General features: G+C 73.3%; 19 protein-coding genes. 9 read left to right on the top strand and 10 right to left on the bottom strand.

Annotated features, from left to right (window positions below):
- Nucleotides 1-55: 55 nt before the first annotated feature.
- Together tuf and ACO1BR_RS34145 are read right to left on the bottom strand one after the other, a co-directional pair.
- Complete coding sequence (gene tuf, locus ACO1BR_RS34150) at nt 56-1231, bottom strand: elongation factor Tu (RefSeq protein ID WP_426798984.1); 1176 nt, start codon at nt 1229-1231, stop codon at nt 56-58.
- Nucleotides 1232-1340: 109 nt separating this feature from the next.
- Nucleotides 1341-1505, bottom strand: a complete 165-nt coding sequence (locus tag ACO1BR_RS34145) for a hypothetical protein (protein ID WP_426798983.1) — start codon at nt 1503-1505, stop codon at nt 1341-1343.
- A 123-nt stretch (nt 1506-1628) separates the two neighbouring features.
- On the opposite strand from ACO1BR_RS34145, the gene ACO1BR_RS34140 reads away from it, so the two are divergent.
- Nucleotides 1629-2336 (top strand): TVP38/TMEM64 family protein, encoded by a 708-nt coding sequence (locus tag ACO1BR_RS34140; RefSeq protein ID WP_426798982.1) that lies wholly within the window; start codon nt 1629-1631, stop codon nt 2334-2336.
- A 24-nt stretch (nt 2337-2360) separates the two neighbouring features.
- Here ACO1BR_RS34140 and ACO1BR_RS34135 read toward each other — a convergent pair whose 3' ends face one another.
- The 3 genes from ACO1BR_RS34135 to ACO1BR_RS34125 all read right to left on the bottom strand — a co-directional run bounded on the left by ACO1BR_RS34135 (nt 2361) and on the right by ACO1BR_RS34125 (nt 5259).
- Nucleotides 2361-3047, bottom strand: a complete 687-nt coding sequence (locus tag ACO1BR_RS34135; RefSeq protein WP_426798981.1) for a pyridoxamine 5'-phosphate oxidase family protein — start codon at nt 3045-3047, stop codon at nt 2361-2363.
- 202 nt (nt 3048-3249) lie between these two features.
- Nucleotides 3250-4023: a hypothetical protein gene (locus tag ACO1BR_RS34130; RefSeq protein WP_426798980.1), complete on the bottom strand. Its 774-nt coding sequence runs from the start codon at nt 4021-4023 to the stop codon at nt 3250-3252.
- Between the two features lie 354 nt (nt 4024-4377).
- A complete protein-coding gene (locus ACO1BR_RS34125) occupies nt 4378-5259 on the bottom strand; it encodes an SCO6745 family protein (RefSeq protein WP_426798979.1) in 882 nt (293 codons plus the stop codon).
- A gap of 225 nt (nt 5260-5484) precedes the next feature.
- Here ACO1BR_RS34125 and ACO1BR_RS34120 point away from each other — a divergent pair, with 225 nt between their 5' ends.
- Nucleotides 5485-6408, top strand: a complete 924-nt coding sequence (locus tag ACO1BR_RS34120; protein ID WP_426798978.1) for a S41 family peptidase — start codon at nt 5485-5487, stop codon at nt 6406-6408.
- Between the two features lie 99 nt (nt 6409-6507).
- Here ACO1BR_RS34120 and ACO1BR_RS34115 read toward each other — a convergent pair whose 3' ends face one another.
- The 3 genes from ACO1BR_RS34115 to ACO1BR_RS34105 all read right to left on the bottom strand — a co-directional run bounded on the left by ACO1BR_RS34115 (nt 6508) and on the right by ACO1BR_RS34105 (nt 8498).
- Nucleotides 6508-6732, bottom strand: a complete 225-nt coding sequence (locus ACO1BR_RS34115) for a hypothetical protein (RefSeq protein WP_426798977.1) — start codon at nt 6730-6732, stop codon at nt 6508-6510.
- 2 nt (nt 6733-6734) lie between these two features.
- Nucleotides 6735-6992: a DUF6400 family protein gene (locus ACO1BR_RS34110; protein WP_426799009.1), complete on the bottom strand. Its 258-nt coding sequence runs from the start codon at nt 6990-6992 to the stop codon at nt 6735-6737.
- A 252-nt stretch (nt 6993-7244) separates the two neighbouring features.
- On the bottom strand, nt 7245-8498 hold the full coding sequence (locus ACO1BR_RS34105; protein ID WP_426798976.1) for a PP2C family protein-serine/threonine phosphatase: 1254 nt from the start codon (nt 8496-8498) through the stop codon (nt 7245-7247).
- Nucleotides 8499-8760: 262 nt separating this feature from the next.
- Here ACO1BR_RS34105 and ACO1BR_RS34100 point away from each other — a divergent pair, with 262 nt between their 5' ends.
- Nucleotides 8761-9558 (top strand): alpha/beta fold hydrolase, encoded by a 798-nt coding sequence (locus tag ACO1BR_RS34100; RefSeq protein WP_426798975.1) that lies wholly within the window; start codon nt 8761-8763, stop codon nt 9556-9558.
- A 30-nt stretch (nt 9559-9588) separates the two neighbouring features.
- Here the strand turns inward: ACO1BR_RS34100 and ACO1BR_RS34095 are convergent, their stop codons facing one another.
- Nucleotides 9589-10293: a TetR/AcrR family transcriptional regulator gene (locus tag ACO1BR_RS34095; RefSeq protein WP_426798974.1), complete on the bottom strand. Its 705-nt coding sequence runs from the start codon at nt 10291-10293 to the stop codon at nt 9589-9591.
- Between the two features lie 278 nt (nt 10294-10571).
- On the opposite strand from ACO1BR_RS34095, the gene ACO1BR_RS34090 reads away from it, so the two are divergent.
- Both ACO1BR_RS34090 and ACO1BR_RS34085 read left to right on the top strand, forming a co-directional pair.
- Nucleotides 10572-12161 (top strand): APC family permease, encoded by a 1590-nt coding sequence (locus ACO1BR_RS34090; RefSeq protein ID WP_426798973.1) that lies wholly within the window; start codon nt 10572-10574, stop codon nt 12159-12161.
- An 83-nt stretch (nt 12162-12244) separates the two neighbouring features.
- Nucleotides 12245-13903 carry an amidohydrolase gene (locus ACO1BR_RS34085; RefSeq protein ID WP_426798972.1) on the top strand — a complete coding sequence of 553 codons (1659 nt, stop codon included), beginning with the start codon at nt 12245-12247 and terminating at the stop codon, nt 13901-13903.
- Between the two features lie 55 nt (nt 13904-13958).
- Here ACO1BR_RS34085 and ACO1BR_RS34080 read toward each other — a convergent pair whose 3' ends face one another.
- Nucleotides 13959-14369 carry an organic hydroperoxide resistance protein gene (locus ACO1BR_RS34080; RefSeq protein WP_426798971.1) on the bottom strand — a complete coding sequence of 137 codons (411 nt, stop codon included), beginning with the start codon at nt 14367-14369 and terminating at the stop codon, nt 13959-13961.
- A 148-nt stretch (nt 14370-14517) separates the two neighbouring features.
- Between ACO1BR_RS34080 and ACO1BR_RS34075 the strand changes: the two genes are divergently transcribed.
- The 4 genes from ACO1BR_RS34075 (at nt 14518) to ACO1BR_RS34060 (ending at nt 17775) form a co-directional block, all read left to right on the top strand.
- Complete coding sequence (locus ACO1BR_RS34075) at nt 14518-14979, top strand: MarR family winged helix-turn-helix transcriptional regulator (RefSeq protein ID WP_426798970.1); 462 nt, start codon at nt 14518-14520, stop codon at nt 14977-14979.
- A gap of 340 nt (nt 14980-15319) precedes the next feature.
- Nucleotides 15320-15553 (top strand): acyl carrier protein, encoded by a 234-nt coding sequence (locus ACO1BR_RS34070; protein ID WP_426798969.1) that lies wholly within the window; start codon nt 15320-15322, stop codon nt 15551-15553.
- Nucleotides 15550-16791, top strand: coding sequence for a beta-ketoacyl-[acyl-carrier-protein] synthase family protein (locus tag ACO1BR_RS34065; RefSeq protein WP_426798968.1), 1242 nt, complete (start codon nt 15550-15552; stop codon nt 16789-16791). The genes ACO1BR_RS34070 and ACO1BR_RS34065 overlap by 4 nt, the downstream gene beginning before the upstream one ends.
- Nucleotides 16792-16875: 84 nt before the next feature.
- Nucleotides 16876-17775: an alpha/beta fold hydrolase gene (locus ACO1BR_RS34060; RefSeq protein WP_426798967.1), complete on the top strand. Its 900-nt coding sequence runs from the start codon at nt 16876-16878 to the stop codon at nt 17773-17775.
- Nucleotides 17776-17901: the final 126 nt, after the last annotated feature.

The raw sequence follows: 17901 nt of genomic DNA, 5'->3' as shown, positions 1-17901 counted from the left end.
CGGGGCCGGTGCGGCCGATCGTCGTGATCGGCCGCACCGGCCCCGCCGGCCGTGCTCAGTCCTCGACGGTGCGCACCGTGCCCGCGCCGACCGTGCGGCCACCCTCCCGGATGGCGAAGCCGAGGCCCGGCTCCAGGGGCACCTCGCGGCCCAGTTCGACCGCGGCGGTCACCGACTCGCCGGGGCGGACGACTGCCCGCTCACCGAGGTCGAGGTCGCCGACCACGTCCGCGGTCCGGATGTAGAACTGCGGGCGGTAGCCGGTGGACACCGGCGTACGGCGCCCGCCCTCCTCCGTGGAGAGGAGGAACACCTCGGCGGTGAAGCGGCGCCGCGGAGTGACGCTGCCGGGAGCCGCGATCACGAATCCGCGGCGCACCTGCTCGCGGTGCACCCCGCGCAGCAGCAGCGCGACGTTGTCCCCGGCCTCGGCGGACTCCATCGGCTTGCCGAAGGTCTCCAGCCCGGTGACGGTCGTCTGCAGCGCCTCCCCGCCCAGTACGGCCACCTGCTCGCCGCACCGCACCGTGCCGCGCTCGACGGCTCCGGTGACGACCGTGCCGCGCCCGGTGATGGTCAGCACGTTCTCGACCGGCAACAGGAACGGCGCGTCCACATAGCGCTCGGGCATCGGGACGTAGGTGTCCACGGCGTCCAGCAGCGCGTCGATCGCCGCCGTCCAGTGGGGGTCGCCCTCCAGGGCACGCAGTCCGGAGACCCGCACCACGGGGACGTGCGCACCGTCGTAGCCGTGCGCGTCGAGCAGCTCGCGCACCTCCAGCTCCACCAGGTCGGTCAGCTCGGGGTCGCCGGCGTCGGCCTTGTTCAGGGCGACGACGATGTGCCGAACGCCCACCTGCTTGGCGAGCAGCACGTGTTCGGCGGTCTGCGGCATGATCCCGTCGAGCGCGGAGACGACGAGGATCGCGCCGTCGAGCTGCGCCGCGCCGGTCACCATGTTCTTGATGAAGTCGGCGTGGCCCGGCATGTCCACGTGGGCGTAGTGCCGGGTGCCGGTCTCGTACTCGACGTGCGAGATGTTGATGGTGATCCCACGGGCGGCCTCCTCCGGGGCCCGGTCGATCCGGTCGAACGGAACGAACGTGCCGCTCCCCCGGTCGCTGAGGACCTTGGTGATGGCGGCGGTGAGCGTCGTCTTGCCGTGGTCGACATGGCCCATGGTGCCGATGTTCAGATGCGGCTTGGTGCGTACGTATGCCGTCTTGGGCATGGTGTTCTTCCTCGCAACACTGCGGTGAGAACGGCGCGGTGGCGCCGTGGGGACCCCTGAGCCGCTCCGACCCTCCCCTTGCGGGGTCCGCCGGACGATCCGGAGAGGGTCAGGTTCGGGCGCCGTCGGCCACGGCGGCGGCCGGGACGACTGCCGCGACGGTGGCGGCTGCGGCACTCGCCGCGGCCTCGGCAACTGCGGAGAGGAAGACGACGGCAGCCTTCGGCGCGTCCGCGACTGCGGACGACAGCGAGGGGAAGGCGTGCCGGAACATGCGTCATATGGTGCCGGGTTGGGGCCGCCGCGTCGAACGATTTACCCGGCCGACGGAAGCGGTTTCGGTGCCATGCCGCCCGGATTACGGCCGGTCGCCACCTTGGTCGGTTACGCTCCCGGGATGCTCGAACCCGCCGCAACGCCCGACGGCCTCACCGCGCGCGGCAGGCGCGTGCTGCTCTCCCCCTGGTCCCGGCTGGTCCTGTTGCTGGTCCTGCTGGCCTGCGCGGCGGTCGCGATGGTGCTGTGGCATCCGCAGCGCCTGCTGGCCGGCGGCTGGCCCGGGCAGCTGTCCGGGCCGACCGCCCTGGTGGTCTTCGCCCTGGCGTACGGCGTCTGCACCACCGCCTTCGTCCCGCGCCCGGTGCTCAACCTCGCCGCGGGTGCCCTCTTCGGGGGCCAGGGCGGGACGGCTACCGCGCTGGCCGGTACGGTGCTGGGCGCCGCGCTGGCCTTCGGGCTGGGCCGACTGCTCGGCCAGGACGCGCTGCGCCCGTTGCTGCGGGCCCGCTGGCTGACCGCCGCCGACCGGCAGCTGAGCGAACACGGCTTCCGCTCGATGCTGGCGATCCGCCTCTTCCCCGGGCTGCCGTTCGCGGGCACGAACTACTGCGCCGCGGTCTCCCGGATGCGCTGGTCGTCCTACCTCCTGGCGACGACCCTGGGCAGCATCCCGAACACCGCGGCCTACGCCGTCGCCGGAGCCCGGGCCGCGACGCCCACGTCACCGGCGTTCCTGCTCTCCATGGGCTTCATCGCGGTCAGCGGCCTGGCCGCACTGGCCGTGGCCTGGTACAAGCGCAAGGCGCTCCGCGGAAGCGGACAGTGACGCCGAGCGTGCGACCGGCGGCCGTCACGACGCGGACGCCCCCGCGCGGTTCGCTATGTGGGCGGGCGGCACCGCGCCCTCGGCGAGCAGCGGGTCCGGCTCCGGAGTTCCCCATTCCGTACGCAGCGGCAGCACCCCGGCCCACAGCCCCAGTTCGACGTCGGGGCCGTCGCCGTCGTCCGGCGCACCGGTCCTGAGCTTCACGGACGCCTCGTCGAGCGAGAGCGCGAGCAGCGCCGTGGCGGCCAGCTCCCGGCGGTTCGGCCGCCGGGCGTAATCCCACTGGCCGGGCGCGGACTGCTCGGTGAGGCAGCGCAGTCCGGCGAGTTTCTCGTCCTCGTCGGTGACCGGGCGCGGCACCCCGTAGACCATCGCGCTGCGGTAGTTGACCCCGTGCTCGAACACCGAACGGGCCAGGACCAGGCCGTCCACATGGGTCACCGTCACACAGACCGACGCCCCCGGGGACGCCACCAGGCTCCGGCTGGCAACCGAGCCGTGGAAGTACAGCGTCGTGCCGTCCGACCCGTAGACGGTGGGCACCACCCTCACCGTCCCGTCGACCGTCACCCCGAGATGGCAGACGAACCCGGCCGCCAGTACGGCATCGAGCTCGGCGCGGTCGAGGCTGCCCTGGTCGCGCAGCCGGCGGTGCCGGGTCCGCTCGGTTACGGGCAGCGCGGGGCCGGGGACGGAGCGGCGCGCGGTCATGGCGGTCTGCCGTTTCTGGGGGCCGGGAGCGGGCTGCGCACGGGATGGGCAGCCCGGAAAGAACACCCCTCAGGCTACTGATTCCACACCATTCAGGCGAGATATATAACTAAATTCGTTGAGAGCAGGCACTACAGCAACTAATTCCTTAAACACCTCGACGTCAGTCCACAGCCCGACCGCCGCCGGACCGTCGTCCGGGCTAGGAGCTGAGGTGGTACTGCGCCCACGGCTGGTGGGACGGTACGGACTCCTCACGGGCGGGCGCGATGGTGCCCCACGGGGCGAGCGCGCTGTCCCATTCGGACGAGAGGGCGGCGACATCGGTAACGGACTCACTTGACGGCATCGCGCCCGAATGCCAGGCGGCAGCCATCTGGTGGGCGGTGGGTGCGGAGTTCCAGGAGGCCGACTGTTGGGCGGGGATGGTGAATTCGGCCTCATGGACATCGCCGGGGCCCCGGCGGTGGCGGCCCGCATGAGACTCCACCGGGCCGGGATAGAAGCGCCCCTGCGCCGAGAGCTGCTGCGCGCGGGTGACCAGGCGCGTGAGATCGAGGCCGAATTCGGAGGCCAGCTCCCGCAGATCCACCCCGGTCTGCCAACTCCCGATCAGTACGGCGTCTATAGCGGGCGACCAGTTCTGGTCCGTCGCGCCGAAGCCGGTATCGCGCGCCGTGGCGGTTTGGCGGGTCGCCGTGGACGCGGCCGAAGAGGAGAAGTCCGCGGACTGATCGGGCGCCGGGGACGGCTCCTCCGGCTCACGGGGCTGCACCGGAGGGGTGGTGAGCAACTCCTCGGCGACGGCCCGGGCGTCGTCCTTGCCCACTGTGCGCCGGGCGATACGCACTTCCCGTTCGTTCAGACCGAACAACCCGGCCACGGCGCCCGTGCTGCCCACCGTCACCGCAAACGCCGCCAAAATCCGCGAGCGGTCGGCCTGCGCCTCGTCAAGTCTGGCCTGTGCCTCACGCACACGTTCGTCACCCAGACAAAACGCCTCTGCCAGCACAGCGTTCCGGTCCCACAATTCTCTCGGATCCATACTCAGACAACGCCCCTTCCGTCGGAGGTGATCCGATCTGTCGCTGCAAAGCACCCCAAAGCACCCATCGAACCACCAAATGACAATCACGTCGCAGCTCAACGGGCCCGGCCGCACGGAAGATGATCTTGCGTGCGGGCTGATTGTCAGCGCCGCGCGCTACCGTCGGGATCAGTCGAACTTCCGTGTCCGCGCAGGGTGTTCAGGGGGGACCATGGCTCGGTTTCAGGTTCGGGATCAGGCAGGGCACGCGCGCCGGAGCGCCCGCACGGCCCGGTGGGGTCGCTACGGAGCGTCAGGGTGCGGCAGGCCGATCGGGTTGGGGAAGGGGAGGACGTCGGCGGCCAGAACGCGGCGGACGAGGGGCTCCAGCAGTTCCATGAGGCCGTCGGCCCGCGCGGGGGACAGCGAGCGGAGCAGCCGCGCGGCGAGCCGGTCGGTCTCCTCCTCGATGCGGGTGCGCTCGCGCAGCCCGGACGCGGTGGCGCCGCCGTGGGCGTCCAGGAGGCCGCGGGTGCGGAGGCGGTCCGCCGCTGCCGCCCACTCCTCCTCGGTCCAGCCGCGGTCCTCCCGGATGGTCTCCTTCGGCACCCGGCCGGAGGCGGCGGTGAGGACCAGGGCCTCGCAGCCGTCGAACTCCCGGTCGGCGAGCACGGAGAGATGCGCATCGCCCCGGAACTCCCGCAGGGTGGTGGTCAGTTGCCACAGCCGCTCCACGGGGTCCGCCTGGCCGCACAGCGCGCGGTTGGCGGCGAAGAGGGGGCGCGCGGTGGCCGGTGCGTCGTCGACGAGCCCTTGGAGCGCGGGCAGCAGTGCGGTGGCCGCCCGGTCCAGGTCCGGGTCGATCCGCCGCAGGGCGTGTGCGGCGCGCCGGCCGCGCTCGTCGAGGACGTGCGCCGGGCCCGCGGTGCTCCAGGCGGCGGGCAGCGCGCGGGCGACCATCCCCGGGGCGAAGACGCCGAGGACGGCCGTGGCGGCCGCGGGCTCCACGGCTCCCAAGGGGGCGGTACGGGAGGCGAAGTAGCCCATCCAGAAGCCTTTGAGGCCGAGGGCCTTGCCGAGGGCCCGACAGCCGTCGTCGAAGTAGCAGACGGCATGCAGGGGTTCGGTCCTCAGCCAGAGCGCACGGGCCTGCCGGGCCGCGGTCGGCTGCGTGGACTGCTCCATGGACGGCTCCCTCGGCGACGCTCGGCCCCTCTTGGACGGCCCTGACCGCTCACTGCACCGCACGCTAACGCGGTCGGTCCGGGATCGCACGGGGCGGTGCGCACGGCCGGGACGTAAAGATCGCGGTGAACGGGCGAGCCGGGGCCCGGGACCACCGGCCGGACATGGCCGGGCCGGGCGGGCACGGAGCCCGTCCCGGCGTCATGTGGGGAGAGGGAGACGGGGATGCAGGGGATGCACGGGATGCAGGGGAAGCCTGCGGCGGGGAATGCTCAGATCGTCGATGCCGCGCTGGAGCGCGTGGTGGCCGGGTACGTCTTCCCGGAGCGGGCGGCGGAGCTCGACGCGGCGATACGGGGCCGGCTGGCCGTCGGCGAGTACGACGGGCTGAGCGGCCCGGCGCTCTGCGAGACGGTGACCGCGCACCTCCAGGAGGTCTGCGCGGACAAGCACCTCCGGCTGCTGTGGCAGGACGAGCCGCAGTCCGTGGACCCGGCGGACGACGACGCCGGACGGGCGGCGTTCCTGGCGCTGCTGCGGGCCGAGAGCCAGGGGATCCGCCGCGTGGAGCGGCTCGACGGGAACGTGGGCCGGATCACCGTCCGGTGGATCGCCGACGCCGGTGAGGGCGGCCGGGCGATCGGCGCGGCGATGGAGCTGGTCGCGCACACCCGCGCGCTCCTCCTCGACCTGCGGGAGTGCCAGGGCGGCTCCCCCGCGGGCGCGGCCTTGTGGTGCAGCTACTTCTTCCCCGACGGCGACGTGCATCTCAACGACTTCTACGAGCGCTGCACGGACTCCGTCCGCCAGTACTGGACCACCGCGCATCTGCCCGCGCCCCGCTATCCGGACCGCCCGGTGTACGTGCTGACCAGCGCGACCACGTTCTCGGGCGGGGAGGACGTGGCGTACACCCTGCAGGCGCTCGGGCGCGCGGTGGTCGTCGGCGAGACGACGCGGGGCGGTGCGCACCCGACCGGGCGGCATCCGGTGACGGAGCACATCACGGTCACGGTGCCGACCGCGCGGACCGTCAACGCGGTCACCGGGACCAACTGGGAGGGTGTCGGCGTCCGGCCGGACCGGGCGGTGCCGGCGGAGCGGGCACTGGAGGCGGCGTACGCGGAAGCACGAGGGGCCGGTACCTAGCCGCTCAGGGCGGCGCCTGACGGGGCGAGGGGTGCGCGGCGGGGCGGCGCCAGGGTCTGTCCGGTGGGTCGGGGCGCGGACCCTGCCATGGCCCAGGCCCTAAGGGCGTCCGCCGGCGCCGAAGCCCGAGTCCCAGGACCACAGGTGGGTGCAGTTCGGGCACTGGAGGTGCAGCAGGCTGCCGTGGTTCGACAGCAGGTAGCGCCAGTGGTCGCCGCAGGTGCGGCCGTCGTCGCAGGTCCCGCACCCCTCGTGGTCCTGGCAGCGAGGGCAGGGGACCCAGGCCCGGCGGCCGATGTCGGCGGTGGGGTCGAGTGGCAGCATGCTCAGCCCTGCCCGGCTGCCGGCAGCACGCCGGCGGCGACCAGCAGGTCGTAGGTGGCCTGCTGCTCGGCGTCCAGGCCGGAGTAGAGGAGTCGCTGGGCGTCCGTCTCGCCCGTCATCGCCTCGATGGGGTCCCAGGTGTCGCCGAGCGCCGCGAGCACCTCGGCCCGCCGCCGTGCTTCGTGGCCGGTGAGGTCGAGCTCGAAGATCCCGGACGCGCCGTCCCCGGATATGCCGGATACCGAGGAGGTGTCGAACATCCCGGAGGTCCCGGATATCTCGGCGGGCTGGTGGTCCGGGGTGTTGCGGTCGTTCATGGTGCGCTTCCTGTACCACGTGCGGACGATTCGGACGAGTACCCCCGATCGGACGTGTTTACCAAGTCGGGCGGCACTGAGGAAGCGTCAGACGGGGGGCTCCACCGGTTGAGGTGGACAGGAGGGCCGCATATCAGGGGCAGCGGGGCCGGGGAGGCACCTCGAAGTGACGGATGTCATCTCCCGCGAGCGACTTCAGGCGCCACCGGGACCCCGCCGGTCCGCGTGTCGGCGGTGGTGCTGCCCGGTGCTCGGCGCCGGGGCGGGCAGCCGCCGCACCGCGACCGCCGCGGCGTCGTCGGTCAGCCGGCCGTTGGTATGCGCCAGCAGATCCTCGCGCAGCCGGCGCAGCACCTGCCGGGGGCTGCCGGAGCTCCAGGTGCCGGCGCGCTCGGCCAGCGGGTAGAAGTCGCCGTCGCCGTCGCGCGCCTCGGTCACACCGTCCGTATAGAGCAGCAGCAGGTCTCCGGGCTCGAAGGGGAAGGTCTCGACCTCGTAGTCGGGGGCTCCGGGGAGGCCGCCGAGGCCGACCGGCAGGGCGGTCCGCTCGACGTCCAGGGTGATCGCCCGCCCCTCGCGCAGCAGGAGCGCGGGCGGATGGCCGCAGCTGATCGTGCCGAGTTCGTGCAGCCGGTCGGGGATGTCGAAGAAGGACACGGTCGCGAAGGTCTCTTCGGCGTCGGGCGCGTGGACCGCGGCCGGTGCGGCCCGCTCGGCGGCGGGGGCGGGGTCACCGGCGGACGGGGTGGTGCGGCGCGGGCGCGGGTAGGCGTTGCGCCACTGGCTGTTGTCCCAGCGGACGGCGCCGTCGAGGTGGCGGGCGAGGTTGGGGAGGGTGGCCTGGCGGTGCGCCGCCGCGCGGAAGGCGCCGAGGAGCAGGGCGGCCTGGCTGTACGCGGGGAGGCCCTTGCCACGGACGTCGCCGATGATCAGCCGGGTGCTCTGGGCGGTGCGGGCCGCGGCGAAGAGGTCGCCGCCCATCTCCGCCTCCTCCTCGGCGGGGAGGTAGATCGAGGCGATCTCCAGATCCCCGCTGCGCTCGGGCAGCGGCCGGAGCAGCACCTTCTGGGCCACGGCGGCCACCGAGCGGGTCTTGACGAGCTGCCGCTCGTAGTGTTCGCGGACGACGGTGAAGACGAAGAGCAGCGCCGCGACGACGATCAGCGAGCCGATCTGGGCGTAGAGGTTCTCGGTGAACAGGGCGTGGCGCGCGATGCCGATGCCCACCTGGGCGGCGACCGCCAGCGCGCCGATCATGGCCGTCGGACCGGGCCCGGCGAGGGCCGCGGTGATCGCCGGGGCGGAGACGAGCAGGGGTCCCAGGTGGATGTCGGCCGGCGAGAGGACGTCGGCCAGGCAGACCGCGACGATCAGCCCGATCGGGATCAGCATCAGGGCATGGCTCGGCTGCGGACGTCGTCCCAGCTGCGTCAGCCGTGGAAAGGGCATGCATCATGTTTGCACTGCTTCACGAGAAATGCCCGTATGGCCCCGAATGGTCGGGTCCCTCGTCGGCGACGGCCGGGCGATGTCGCACCGAGCGTGATGTCGCACCGAGCGTGCCGGGGTGTCCCGCCCCTGTGTGCCGGGGGTGTGGCACCGAGCCCGTACGGGACCGGGGAAGCCGTTCCCGGATGCCCGGCCGGCCCCCGCTGCTGCCCGCCTCTCCCGGCTTGACTCTCACACCGGTGTGAGTGTTTAGCGTCAGGCCATGACTATCGAGCGCACACTCCCCCGCCCCCGCCTCGACGTGCTGACCCGGGGCAGCGGTCCGGCTCTCCTGCTCGCCCATGGGGCCGGCGGCGGGATCGAGGGGAACTTCGGGCTGGTCCTGGACGACCTGGCGGCCGACCACAGCGTCGTCGGGCCGCACTATCCGGGGGCCGGGGGCACCCCCGTCGCCACGGATCCGATGGAACTCGACGATCTGGCCGACCAGTTGGCCGCCTCCGCGGTCGCGGCCGGGCACCAGCGGTTCGCAGTGCTCGGCGAGTCGCTGGGCACCGCCGTCGCTCTGCGTACCGCCACCCGCCATCCCGAGCGGGTCACCTCGCTCGTCCTCACCGCGGGGTTCGCGGTCGCCGACCCGGTCCTGGCGCTGACCGCCGAACTGATCCGGACGCTCGGACGGGCCGGCGAGTGGTCGGCGGTCGCCCGGCTCGCCGTCGTTTCCTGCCGGTCGCCGGAGCAGTTGGCCACCACCCCGCCGGCGGCGCTGGACGCCGCGGTCGCGCGGGCCGCCGCGCGGATGCCGCCCGGGATGCTCGACCACTTCGACCTGGTGTCACGGGTCGACGTCCGCGACGACCTGGCACGGGTGGCGGTGCCGACCCTCGTCGTGGCGCCCCTGGGCGACCGGCTGGTGCTTCCCGAGAGCTCGCGCCGGCTGGCCGACGGGATTCCCGGCGCCCACCTCGCCGAACTGCCCGGCGCCGGGCACCTCCTGAGCGAGCCGGACCGCGCGGTGTGGCTGCGGCTGGTGCGGGAGTTCCTCGCGGGCGTCGCGTAGCGGAGGGGCGGCGGGCGGGTGCCGGCGACGTCAGTCCGGCCGCTCCGCCGCCTCTCGGCGCAGCGCCGCGATGAGCAGGTCGAGGGCCGGCTCCACGGCCGAACCGGCCATGCGGGGAAGGTGGTTGCGCACCCGGTGCAGGCTGGGGTACGCGTCGGCGGGCAGGCCGCCGTACGCGGCCTGCCAGGCGTACTCGTCGGCGGCGCGCTGGGCGGGAGCCAGCCGCAGCACACCGGCGTCCAGGGCCGCGTGGCCGAGGGCGGTGTCCACGAGGGCGTGGTAGTGGCGGACGGCGGAGGCGGCGTCGAACCCGGCCTGGAGAAGCAGGCCGATGCCCGTGTCGACGGCGCGCTGCTCGTGCGGCCGGCCGGTGACGCGCACGGTGCTGAAGACCGCTACCTGGGGGTGGCGCAGCGCGGAGCGGTAGGCGCGCAGGGCCAGTTCCCGCAGGTCGGCGGCCCAGTCGCCGCTGGTCGTGAAGCCCTCCATGGACTCGCCGATGAGCCGGTCGGCGAGCGCGAGGAACAGGTCCTCGGTGTTGCGGAAGTAGCGGTAGACGGCGGAGGGATCGGCCCCCAGGGCCGCACCCAGTTTCCGTACGGTGAACGCCTGCGCCCCGTGCGCGTCGATCAGTTCGCGTGCCGTGTCCACGATGAGGTCGGCGGACAGGACCACGCCCGCACTGGTCGGCCGGCGCCGTTTGCGCTCGGCCGGTACGCGTTCGCCGCCGGTCATCCCCGTCCCCGTTCCGCCGCGGTGTGCTCTGGATGCCGCCCTCGGCCCGGCCCTGGTGCGGGCCTGCCGGTGCCGGGCCAGTAAATCACCCACTTACGTCAACAGCGTTGACACAACCCTGCCGGGGCGGTTTCATCGGCGCACCGGTCCCCACCCCGGGCCCGCGTCGCCGGCCGCGCCCACGCCCGCCACACCTGCCCACCCCTGCGTCCGCGCCCCGGCCCCTCCCCCTTCCCCCCCTTCCGCCGCCCGGCCCACCCGTCCAAGGAGTGAGTGCCATGCCCGCCGCAGTTCCCCCTGGAGCACCTGAGTCCCCGGCGCCCGCAGCACCCGCGCCCCCCTCCGGCCCACGTCGGGATCCCGGCCCGCCCGGGACGTTGCGCCGCTCCCTGGGGGTGCGCGACGGCCTGGCCATCGCGGCGTCGAGCACCGCCGCCACGACGAGCCTCGGCATCGGCATGGGCTCCCTGGCCGCCTGCACCGGCCGGCAGACCCCGGCGCTGTTGCTGCTGGCCTTCGTGCCGATCCTCGGCATCGCGCTGTCCTACGCGCGGCTCAACCGCACCGAGCCGAACTGCGGCAGCGGCTACACCTGGGTGGGCCGCTCGATAGGTCCCTGGCCCGGGTTCCTGACCGGGTGGGTGGTGCTGGTGGGCAACGTGATCTTCATGGCGTACACCGGTGCCGTCACCGGGTCCGTCGTGCTCCAGTTCCTGAACAAGGCGGGGCTGCGCAGCGTGCTCGGGGTGCGGCTCGATCCGGCGTCGACCGGTGTCAGCACCGCGGTCGGCCTGGTCGCGCTGGTCGCCGTCACCGTCACCGCCGTCACCGGCGTACGGGCCGCGACCCGGCTCCAGTTGTGGCTGCTGGTCTTCGAGTACGTGGTGCTGCTGGGGTTCTGCGGCGTCGCACTGGTCGGCGGCGACCAGCCGTTCAGCCTGTCCTGGCTGGATCCGTTCGCGATCGGCTCACCGCGGGCGCTGGCCCAGGGGATGGTGCTCGCGGTGTTCTTCTACTGGGGGTGGGACGCGGCGTACAGCGTCAACGAGGAGACCCGGTCCGCCTCCGACGCGGCGCGCGGCGGGCTGATCGCGCTGGTCGCGATGCTGGGGCTGTTCCTCGTCGGGGCGTTCGCCTTCCAGCGGGTGATGAGCACCGGCGAACTGCTGCGCAACGGCCCGCAGGCGCTGACCTTCCTGGGCAGCCGGCTGGCGCCGGAGCCGTGGGCCTCGCTCCCGCTGGCCGCGCTGATGTGCTCGGCGTTCGCGTCCCTCCAGTCCAGCGTCATTCCCACCGCGCGCGGCGCGCTGGCGATGGCCCGGGACCGGACGCTGGGGCCGGTCTGGCAGCGCGTGCACCCGCGCTACGGATCGCCCGCCGTCGGCACGCTGCTGATCATGTCCCTCGCCGCGCTGCTCGCCGTACTCGCCGTCGGGATCCCCCAGCTCAACGACATGATCCTCACCGCGGTCAACTCCATCGGCCTGACCGTGGCCCTGTATTACGGACTCACCGCGCTGGCCTGCGCGGTGCGCTTCCGGGAGAGCCTGCGCGCGGGGCCGGTCCGGGCGCTGTGCGACGTGGTGGTGCCCGCGGCGAGCGCGCTGACGCTGTTCGGCCTCGGCGGCTACCTGGTGTGGGACTACGCCACCATGAGCGACCACTTCGCGGCCCGTCCGGACAACGGCTGGTTCCTGCTCACGCTGCCCACCGCCTTCGTCCTGCTGGGGCTGGCGGTGGCGGCCTGGGCGAAGTGGGTGCGCCGGGCCCCGTACTTCCGCACCGGGTGGGGGACCGACGCGGACGCGATCAGCCTGCCGATGGACGGCGGCGGTGCCGGGCGGGCCCCCGCACCGTCCGAGGGGTGAACCGGCACCGACTCCCCCACCGCGCCGGCCCGCCCGGCACCCGCCACCATCCCGTCAACTCCCCTGCGAGGAGCGCCCGCACCATGACCACCACCTCCCACGCCGACCTCGTCTTCCGCGGCGGCCCCGTGCACACCGTCGACCCGGCCCGCAGCAGGGCGAGTGCGGTGGCCGTACGCGGCGACCGGATCGTCGCCGTCGGCCCCGACGAGCGGATCGGCGACCTGATCGGGGCGCGGACCGAGGTCGTCGACCTCCGGGGCAGGCTGCTCGTCCCGGGTTTCCAGGACGCACATGTCCACCCCGTCAGCGGCGGGCTGGAGTTGGGGCAGTGCGATCTGAGCGCGGCGGACACCGCCGACGCGTATCGCGAACTGATCGCCCGGTACGCGGCGGCCCACCCGGAGGCTCCGTGGATCACCGGCGGCGGCTGGTCCCTGGAGGCGTTCCCCGGCGGCATGCCGACCCGGGAGTTCCTCGACGCCGTCGTACCGGACCGCCCGGTGTTCCTCGTCAACCGCGATCACCACGGCGGCTGGGCCAACTCCCGCGCCCTGGAGCGGGCCGGGGTCACCTCCCGTACCCCGGACCCGGCCGACGGCCGGATCGAGCGGGACGCGGCCGGCGAACCGTCCGGGATGCTCCAGGAAGGCGCCATGCGCCTGGTGGGCGAGCTGCTCCCGCAGCCCTCGCTCGCCGAGCAGACCGCGGGGCTGCTCCGGGCGCAGCGGCTGCTCCACTCGTACGGGGTGACCGCCTGGCAGGACGCGATGCTGGGGAACGGCCCCGGGACGACCGATCCGGTGCCCGCCTACCTGGCCGCCCGGCGCGACGGCCTGCTGACCGCCCGGGTGACCGGGGCGCTGTGGTGGGACCGCTCCCGGGGCATCGAGCAGCTGCCCGAACTGGTCGACCGCAGGCGCGAGTTGACCGGCGGCCGACTGCGGGCCACCAGTGTCAAGATCATGCAGGACGGCATCGCGGAGAACCACACCGCGGCGCTGCTCGGCCCTTATCTGACCGCGTGCGGCTGCCCGTCCGGCAACAGCGGGATCTCCTTCGTCGACCCCGAGGCGCTGCGGACGTACGTCACCCGGCTCGACGCGGAGGGCTTCCAGGTGCACTTCCACGCCCTGGGCGACCGCGCGGTGCGCGAGGCGCTGGACGCGGTCGAGGCGGCCCGCGCCGCCAACGGCCACCGGGACACCCGCCCGCACCTGGCCCATCTCCAGGTCGTGCACCCCGACGACATCCCGCGCTTCCGGCGGCTCGGCGCGACGGCCAACATCCAGGCTCTGTGGGCGGCCCACGAACCGCAGATGGACGAGCTGACCATCCCCTTCCTGGGGCGGCAACGCGCCTCCTGGCAGTACCCGTTCGGGGATCTGCTGCGCTCCGGCGCCACCCTCGCGGCCGGCAGCGACTGGCCGGTCAGCTCGGCCGACCCGATCGCCGCACTCCATGTCGCCGTCAACCGCCGCACCCCGGACGCCCCGCCGTCGGCCCCCGCCTTCCTCCCCGAGCAGCGCCTCGACCTGGGCGCCGCGCTCGCCGCGTACACGGCGGGCAGCGCCTACGCCAACCACCTCGACGAGACCGGTTCCGTCCAGCCCGGCAAGCTGGCCGACCTGGCCGTCCTCGACCGGGACCCCTTCGACGGCCCGGCCGAGGAGATCGCCGCGACCCGGGTGCTCCAGACGTTCGTCGGGGGGCGGCGGGTGTACGCCGCGGACGGCGCGTAAGGAAGAAGGGAAGCGGGGGCGGGCGAGGAGCCGGGGCGCCGGAGGACCGGCCGGGTCACTCGATGACCAGCTCCACGTCGATGTTCCCGCGGGTGGCCTTCGAGTACGGGCAGAACTGGTGCGTCGCCTCGACGAGCTGCCGGCCGGTCTCCCCCGCCAGGGCGTCCGGCAGCTCCACCCGCATGACGACCGCGAGGCCGAAGCCGGTGTCGTCCTTGCCGAGGGAGACCTCGGCGGTGACCGCGACGTCCTTGGTGTCGAGCTTCATCTGCCGGCCGACGTTGGCCATCGCGCTGGCGAAGCAGGCGGCGTACCCGGCGGCGAAGAGCTGCTCCGGGTTGGTGCCGTTGCCGTTGCCGCCGAGGGCCTCGGGCATGGCCAGGGCGAGGTCGAGCCGGCCGTCGGAGCTGACGGCCCGGCCCTCGCGGCCGTTGGCGGTGGCGGCGGCGGTGTACAGCGCGTCCATGGTGGGTCCCTTCCGGTGGATCCGTGGCCGTGGCGGTCCGGGTGACCGGGCACGGCGGGTGCGACGGGACCAACAGTCGCACACATTTAAATTGCGCGCAACTAAGTTGTGCACAATCTAATCGTTCGCCACGCGCTAACCTGGAGCCATGGCCACGCTCCCGACGCTCCCGGTTCCGGACTCCGAACTGCTCCGCCTCGACCACCAGGTCTGCTTCTCGCTGCACGCCGCCTCGCGCGCGTTCGGCGGCGTCTACCGGGACGCTCTCAAGGACCTGGGGCTCACGTATCCCCAGTACCTGGTCATGCTGGTGCTGTGGGAACACGGCCCGGAGCCGGTGAAGAGCATCGGCGAGCGGCTGCGGCTGGACTCCGGCACGCTCTCGCCACTGCTCAAACGACTAGAGGCGGCCGGGCTGGTGCACCGTGAGCGCAGCCCCGAGGACGAGCGGTCGGTGACCATCCGGCTCACCGAGGCCGGCGAGGCCCTGCGGGAGCGGGCGCTGCCGGTGCCGCGCCGGATCATGGCCGCCACCGGCCTGACGCTCGACGAACTCCGCACCCTGCGCTCCCTGTTGGGGCGGGTCACCGGCGCGCTCGACGAAGCCTGAGAGCGCCGCAAGCGCCCCTCGGCCCCCTGGGGCCTGCCCCGGTGAGCCACGGCCGGGCCCCCAACGCCCGGCACCGCGCCGCCGGTACTCCGCCGGCGTGCGACCCGTACCTCCCACCGCTCAGCGGCGTTAGACAACAAGTCGCCTTCCGCGGAGCGCACCGTCCGTACGCGTGCCTCTCGCCCGCTCCGGCGCGCCCATCACCCCTTTGAGCTACCACGGTTGGGGAGCTCCCAGGACAAAGGCGTATAAAGGGTGGCCAAACCAGCCGGAACCACCGGCGAGATCCCGCCCAGGACGCGGTTGGCAGCATCGCCTACGAACAGCGGAGGAGCGCCACGTGAATGCGGCAGAAGTTGTCAACACCTTGCTGGAGGAACGATTCGGGGTCACCCGGAGGGAGGTCACCGAGGCCACCGTGCTGCGCAGCCTCCGCCTGGACTCCCTCGCCCTGGAGGAGCTCCGGGTGCTCATTGAGGAGCGGCTGGACATCGACCTCGAAGAGGTGTCGCTGACCTCGCGTGACACCGTGGGACAGCTGGTGGCGGCCATCGACGGCAAAGTCACCGCGTGACGGCCCGCCGCAAGCCGTTCGCCGCGGCCGTGACCGGACTGGGCCTGGTGACCGCGGCGGGCGTGGGGACGAAGGCCACCTGGCATTCCCTCACCCATGACACCGTGCCCGGCGGGGTGTCGCACCAGGACGAACTCGCCGATCTGCCCTGCGACTTCATGTACACCGCCACGGACCTGGACACCACCGAGCTGCTCGGGGTGGCCACCCAACGGCTGATGGACCGCTTCTCGCAGCTCGCGGTGATCGCCGCACGGGAGGCCGTCGGCGACGCCGGCCTGGACCCGGAGACCTGGGACCGGAGCCGGGTCGCGGTGGTCATCGGCTCCGCGCACGGCGGGTTGCCGTTCTACGACCAGCAGTACGCCGCGATGACGGGGCGCGGTGCCCGGCGGGTCTCCCCCAAGCTCGCTCCGCTGACCGTGATCAACAGCGCCGCCAGCAGCGTCTGCATGGATCTCGGCGCGCAGGGCCCCAGTCTGGGGGTGGCGACGGCCTGCTCCTCCGGGACCGTCGCGGTGGGTACCGCACGTCAGCTGCTGCACGCCGGGGTCTGCGACATCGCCATCGCGGGCGGCGCGGAGTCGGTGCTGTCCCGGCTGCTGATCGCCAGCGCCTGCCAGATGAAGGCGGTGTCCACCCGGCGCGACGATCCGGCCACCGCCTGCCGCCCCTTCGACGTCGACCGGGACGGTTTCGTCGTCGGCGAGGGCGCGGGGCTGCTGGTGCTGGAACGGCCGGAGGACGCCAGGGCCCGCCGGGCGCCGATCCGCGCGCAGATCGCGGGGTACGGCGCGTCCAGCGATGCGTACGGCGCGGTCGCGCCGGATCCGGACGGCAAGGGCATCGAGCAGGCGCTGCGCACGGCGATGGCGGACGCGGACGTGCAGGGCCGCGACGTGGGCCATGTCAACGCGCACGGCACGTCGACCGTCGTCAACGACCACATCGAGGCGGTGATGTTGCAGCGGGTGCTCGGCGATCATCCACTGGTCACCTCCACCAAGGCGATGACCGGGCACACGCTGGGCGCCGCCGGCGGGATCGAGACCGCGCTGACGGTGCTCGCCCTGGAGCAGCAACTGGTGCCCCCCACCGCCAATCTGACGGTGCCGGACCCCCGGATCCCGATCGAGGTCGTCCGCGCGGAGCCGCGGCAGGCGGCCTTCGACTGCGCGGTCAAGACCTCGCTGGGGTTCGGGGGCCACAACGCCGCGCTCGTCCTGACCCGCGCCTAGGGCCGGTCCGACCCCGACCCATCGAACAGGCCCCCACCCGCCCCGACCGCACAACGAACCCGTTCCAGCCGGTAAGGAAGAGCCATGCACGAGGAACTGATCCGCTCCTTGTCGGTGCGCGAGGTGCCGTACGCGTACCGGCTGCTGCGGCAGCCGAACCGGGTCACCGAGCCCGCGCTGGTGCTGGGCGGCGCCCTGCAGGGGATGTTCGGCTGGCCGCAGATGGAGGAGGAGCTGGGGCCGGTGACGGATGTGGTCACCGCCGATCTGCCCGGTATGGGCAGCGCGGGGCCGCTGCCGCCGGGGCCGAGCATGGAGGTGCTGTGCGCCGCGATCCTGGACGTCATCGACGATCTCGGCGCCTCGCGGATCAACCTCTTCGGCTTCTCCTACGGTGCGGGCATCGCCTTCAGCTGCGCCCAGCGCTTCCCGGAGCGGATCGCCCGGCTCGTGCTCGGCGGCGTACCGGCGGACGTCGGCGACGTACAGGTCCACGCGTGGCAGCGAGCCGCCGAGCACCTCTCGCACGGGGACACCGCCGCCTTCGCCACCCGGGCCGCCGAGGGGCTGCTCTGCCTCGACGAGCGCCGGTACGTCACCCGCCGGAAGCTGGCGTTCCGCTATGTCCGGCGGGCGATGCTCCAGGCGGCGCTGCACTCGCCGCACGCGGTGGATTCGCTGCGCCGGGCGCTGACCGACCGGCCCGACTTCGCCGGCGGGCTGCCCGGCATCCCCACCCTGGTCTTCAGCGGCGAGCACGACACGGTGACGACCCCGGCCCGGCAGCGCGCCTTCGCGGCCACGCTCGCGGACAGCCGCTTCCTGACGATCCCCGACACGGACCACTGGGTGGTGCTCGAACGTCCGCAGGAGGTCGCGGAGTTGACCGCCCGCTTCTTCACGGACAGGCCGCTGGAGACGGCACCGGCGCTGGCTCGGGTGGCACGCGAGGGGCGAGCCGAGGGCGACCCGGCATGCGTATGAGGCGGGCGGCGGGTGCCACGGCCGCCGTCGTCCCCGACAGTGGAACCAGTGGGCGGGGGCACCGGCAGCGTGACACCGAGCAGGAGGCGCCCCGATGAACCCGCACTCCGACACCCTGGCACCGGG

This window comes from Streptomyces sp. YGL11-2, from assembly GCF_050054615.1.
In the GTDB taxonomy this organism is placed as follows: Bacteria; Actinomycetota; Actinomycetes; order Streptomycetales; family Streptomycetaceae; genus Streptomyces.
The sequence above is the reverse complement of the archived record's forward strand: the minus strand, read 5'-3'. Positions and strand labels throughout refer to the sequence as shown.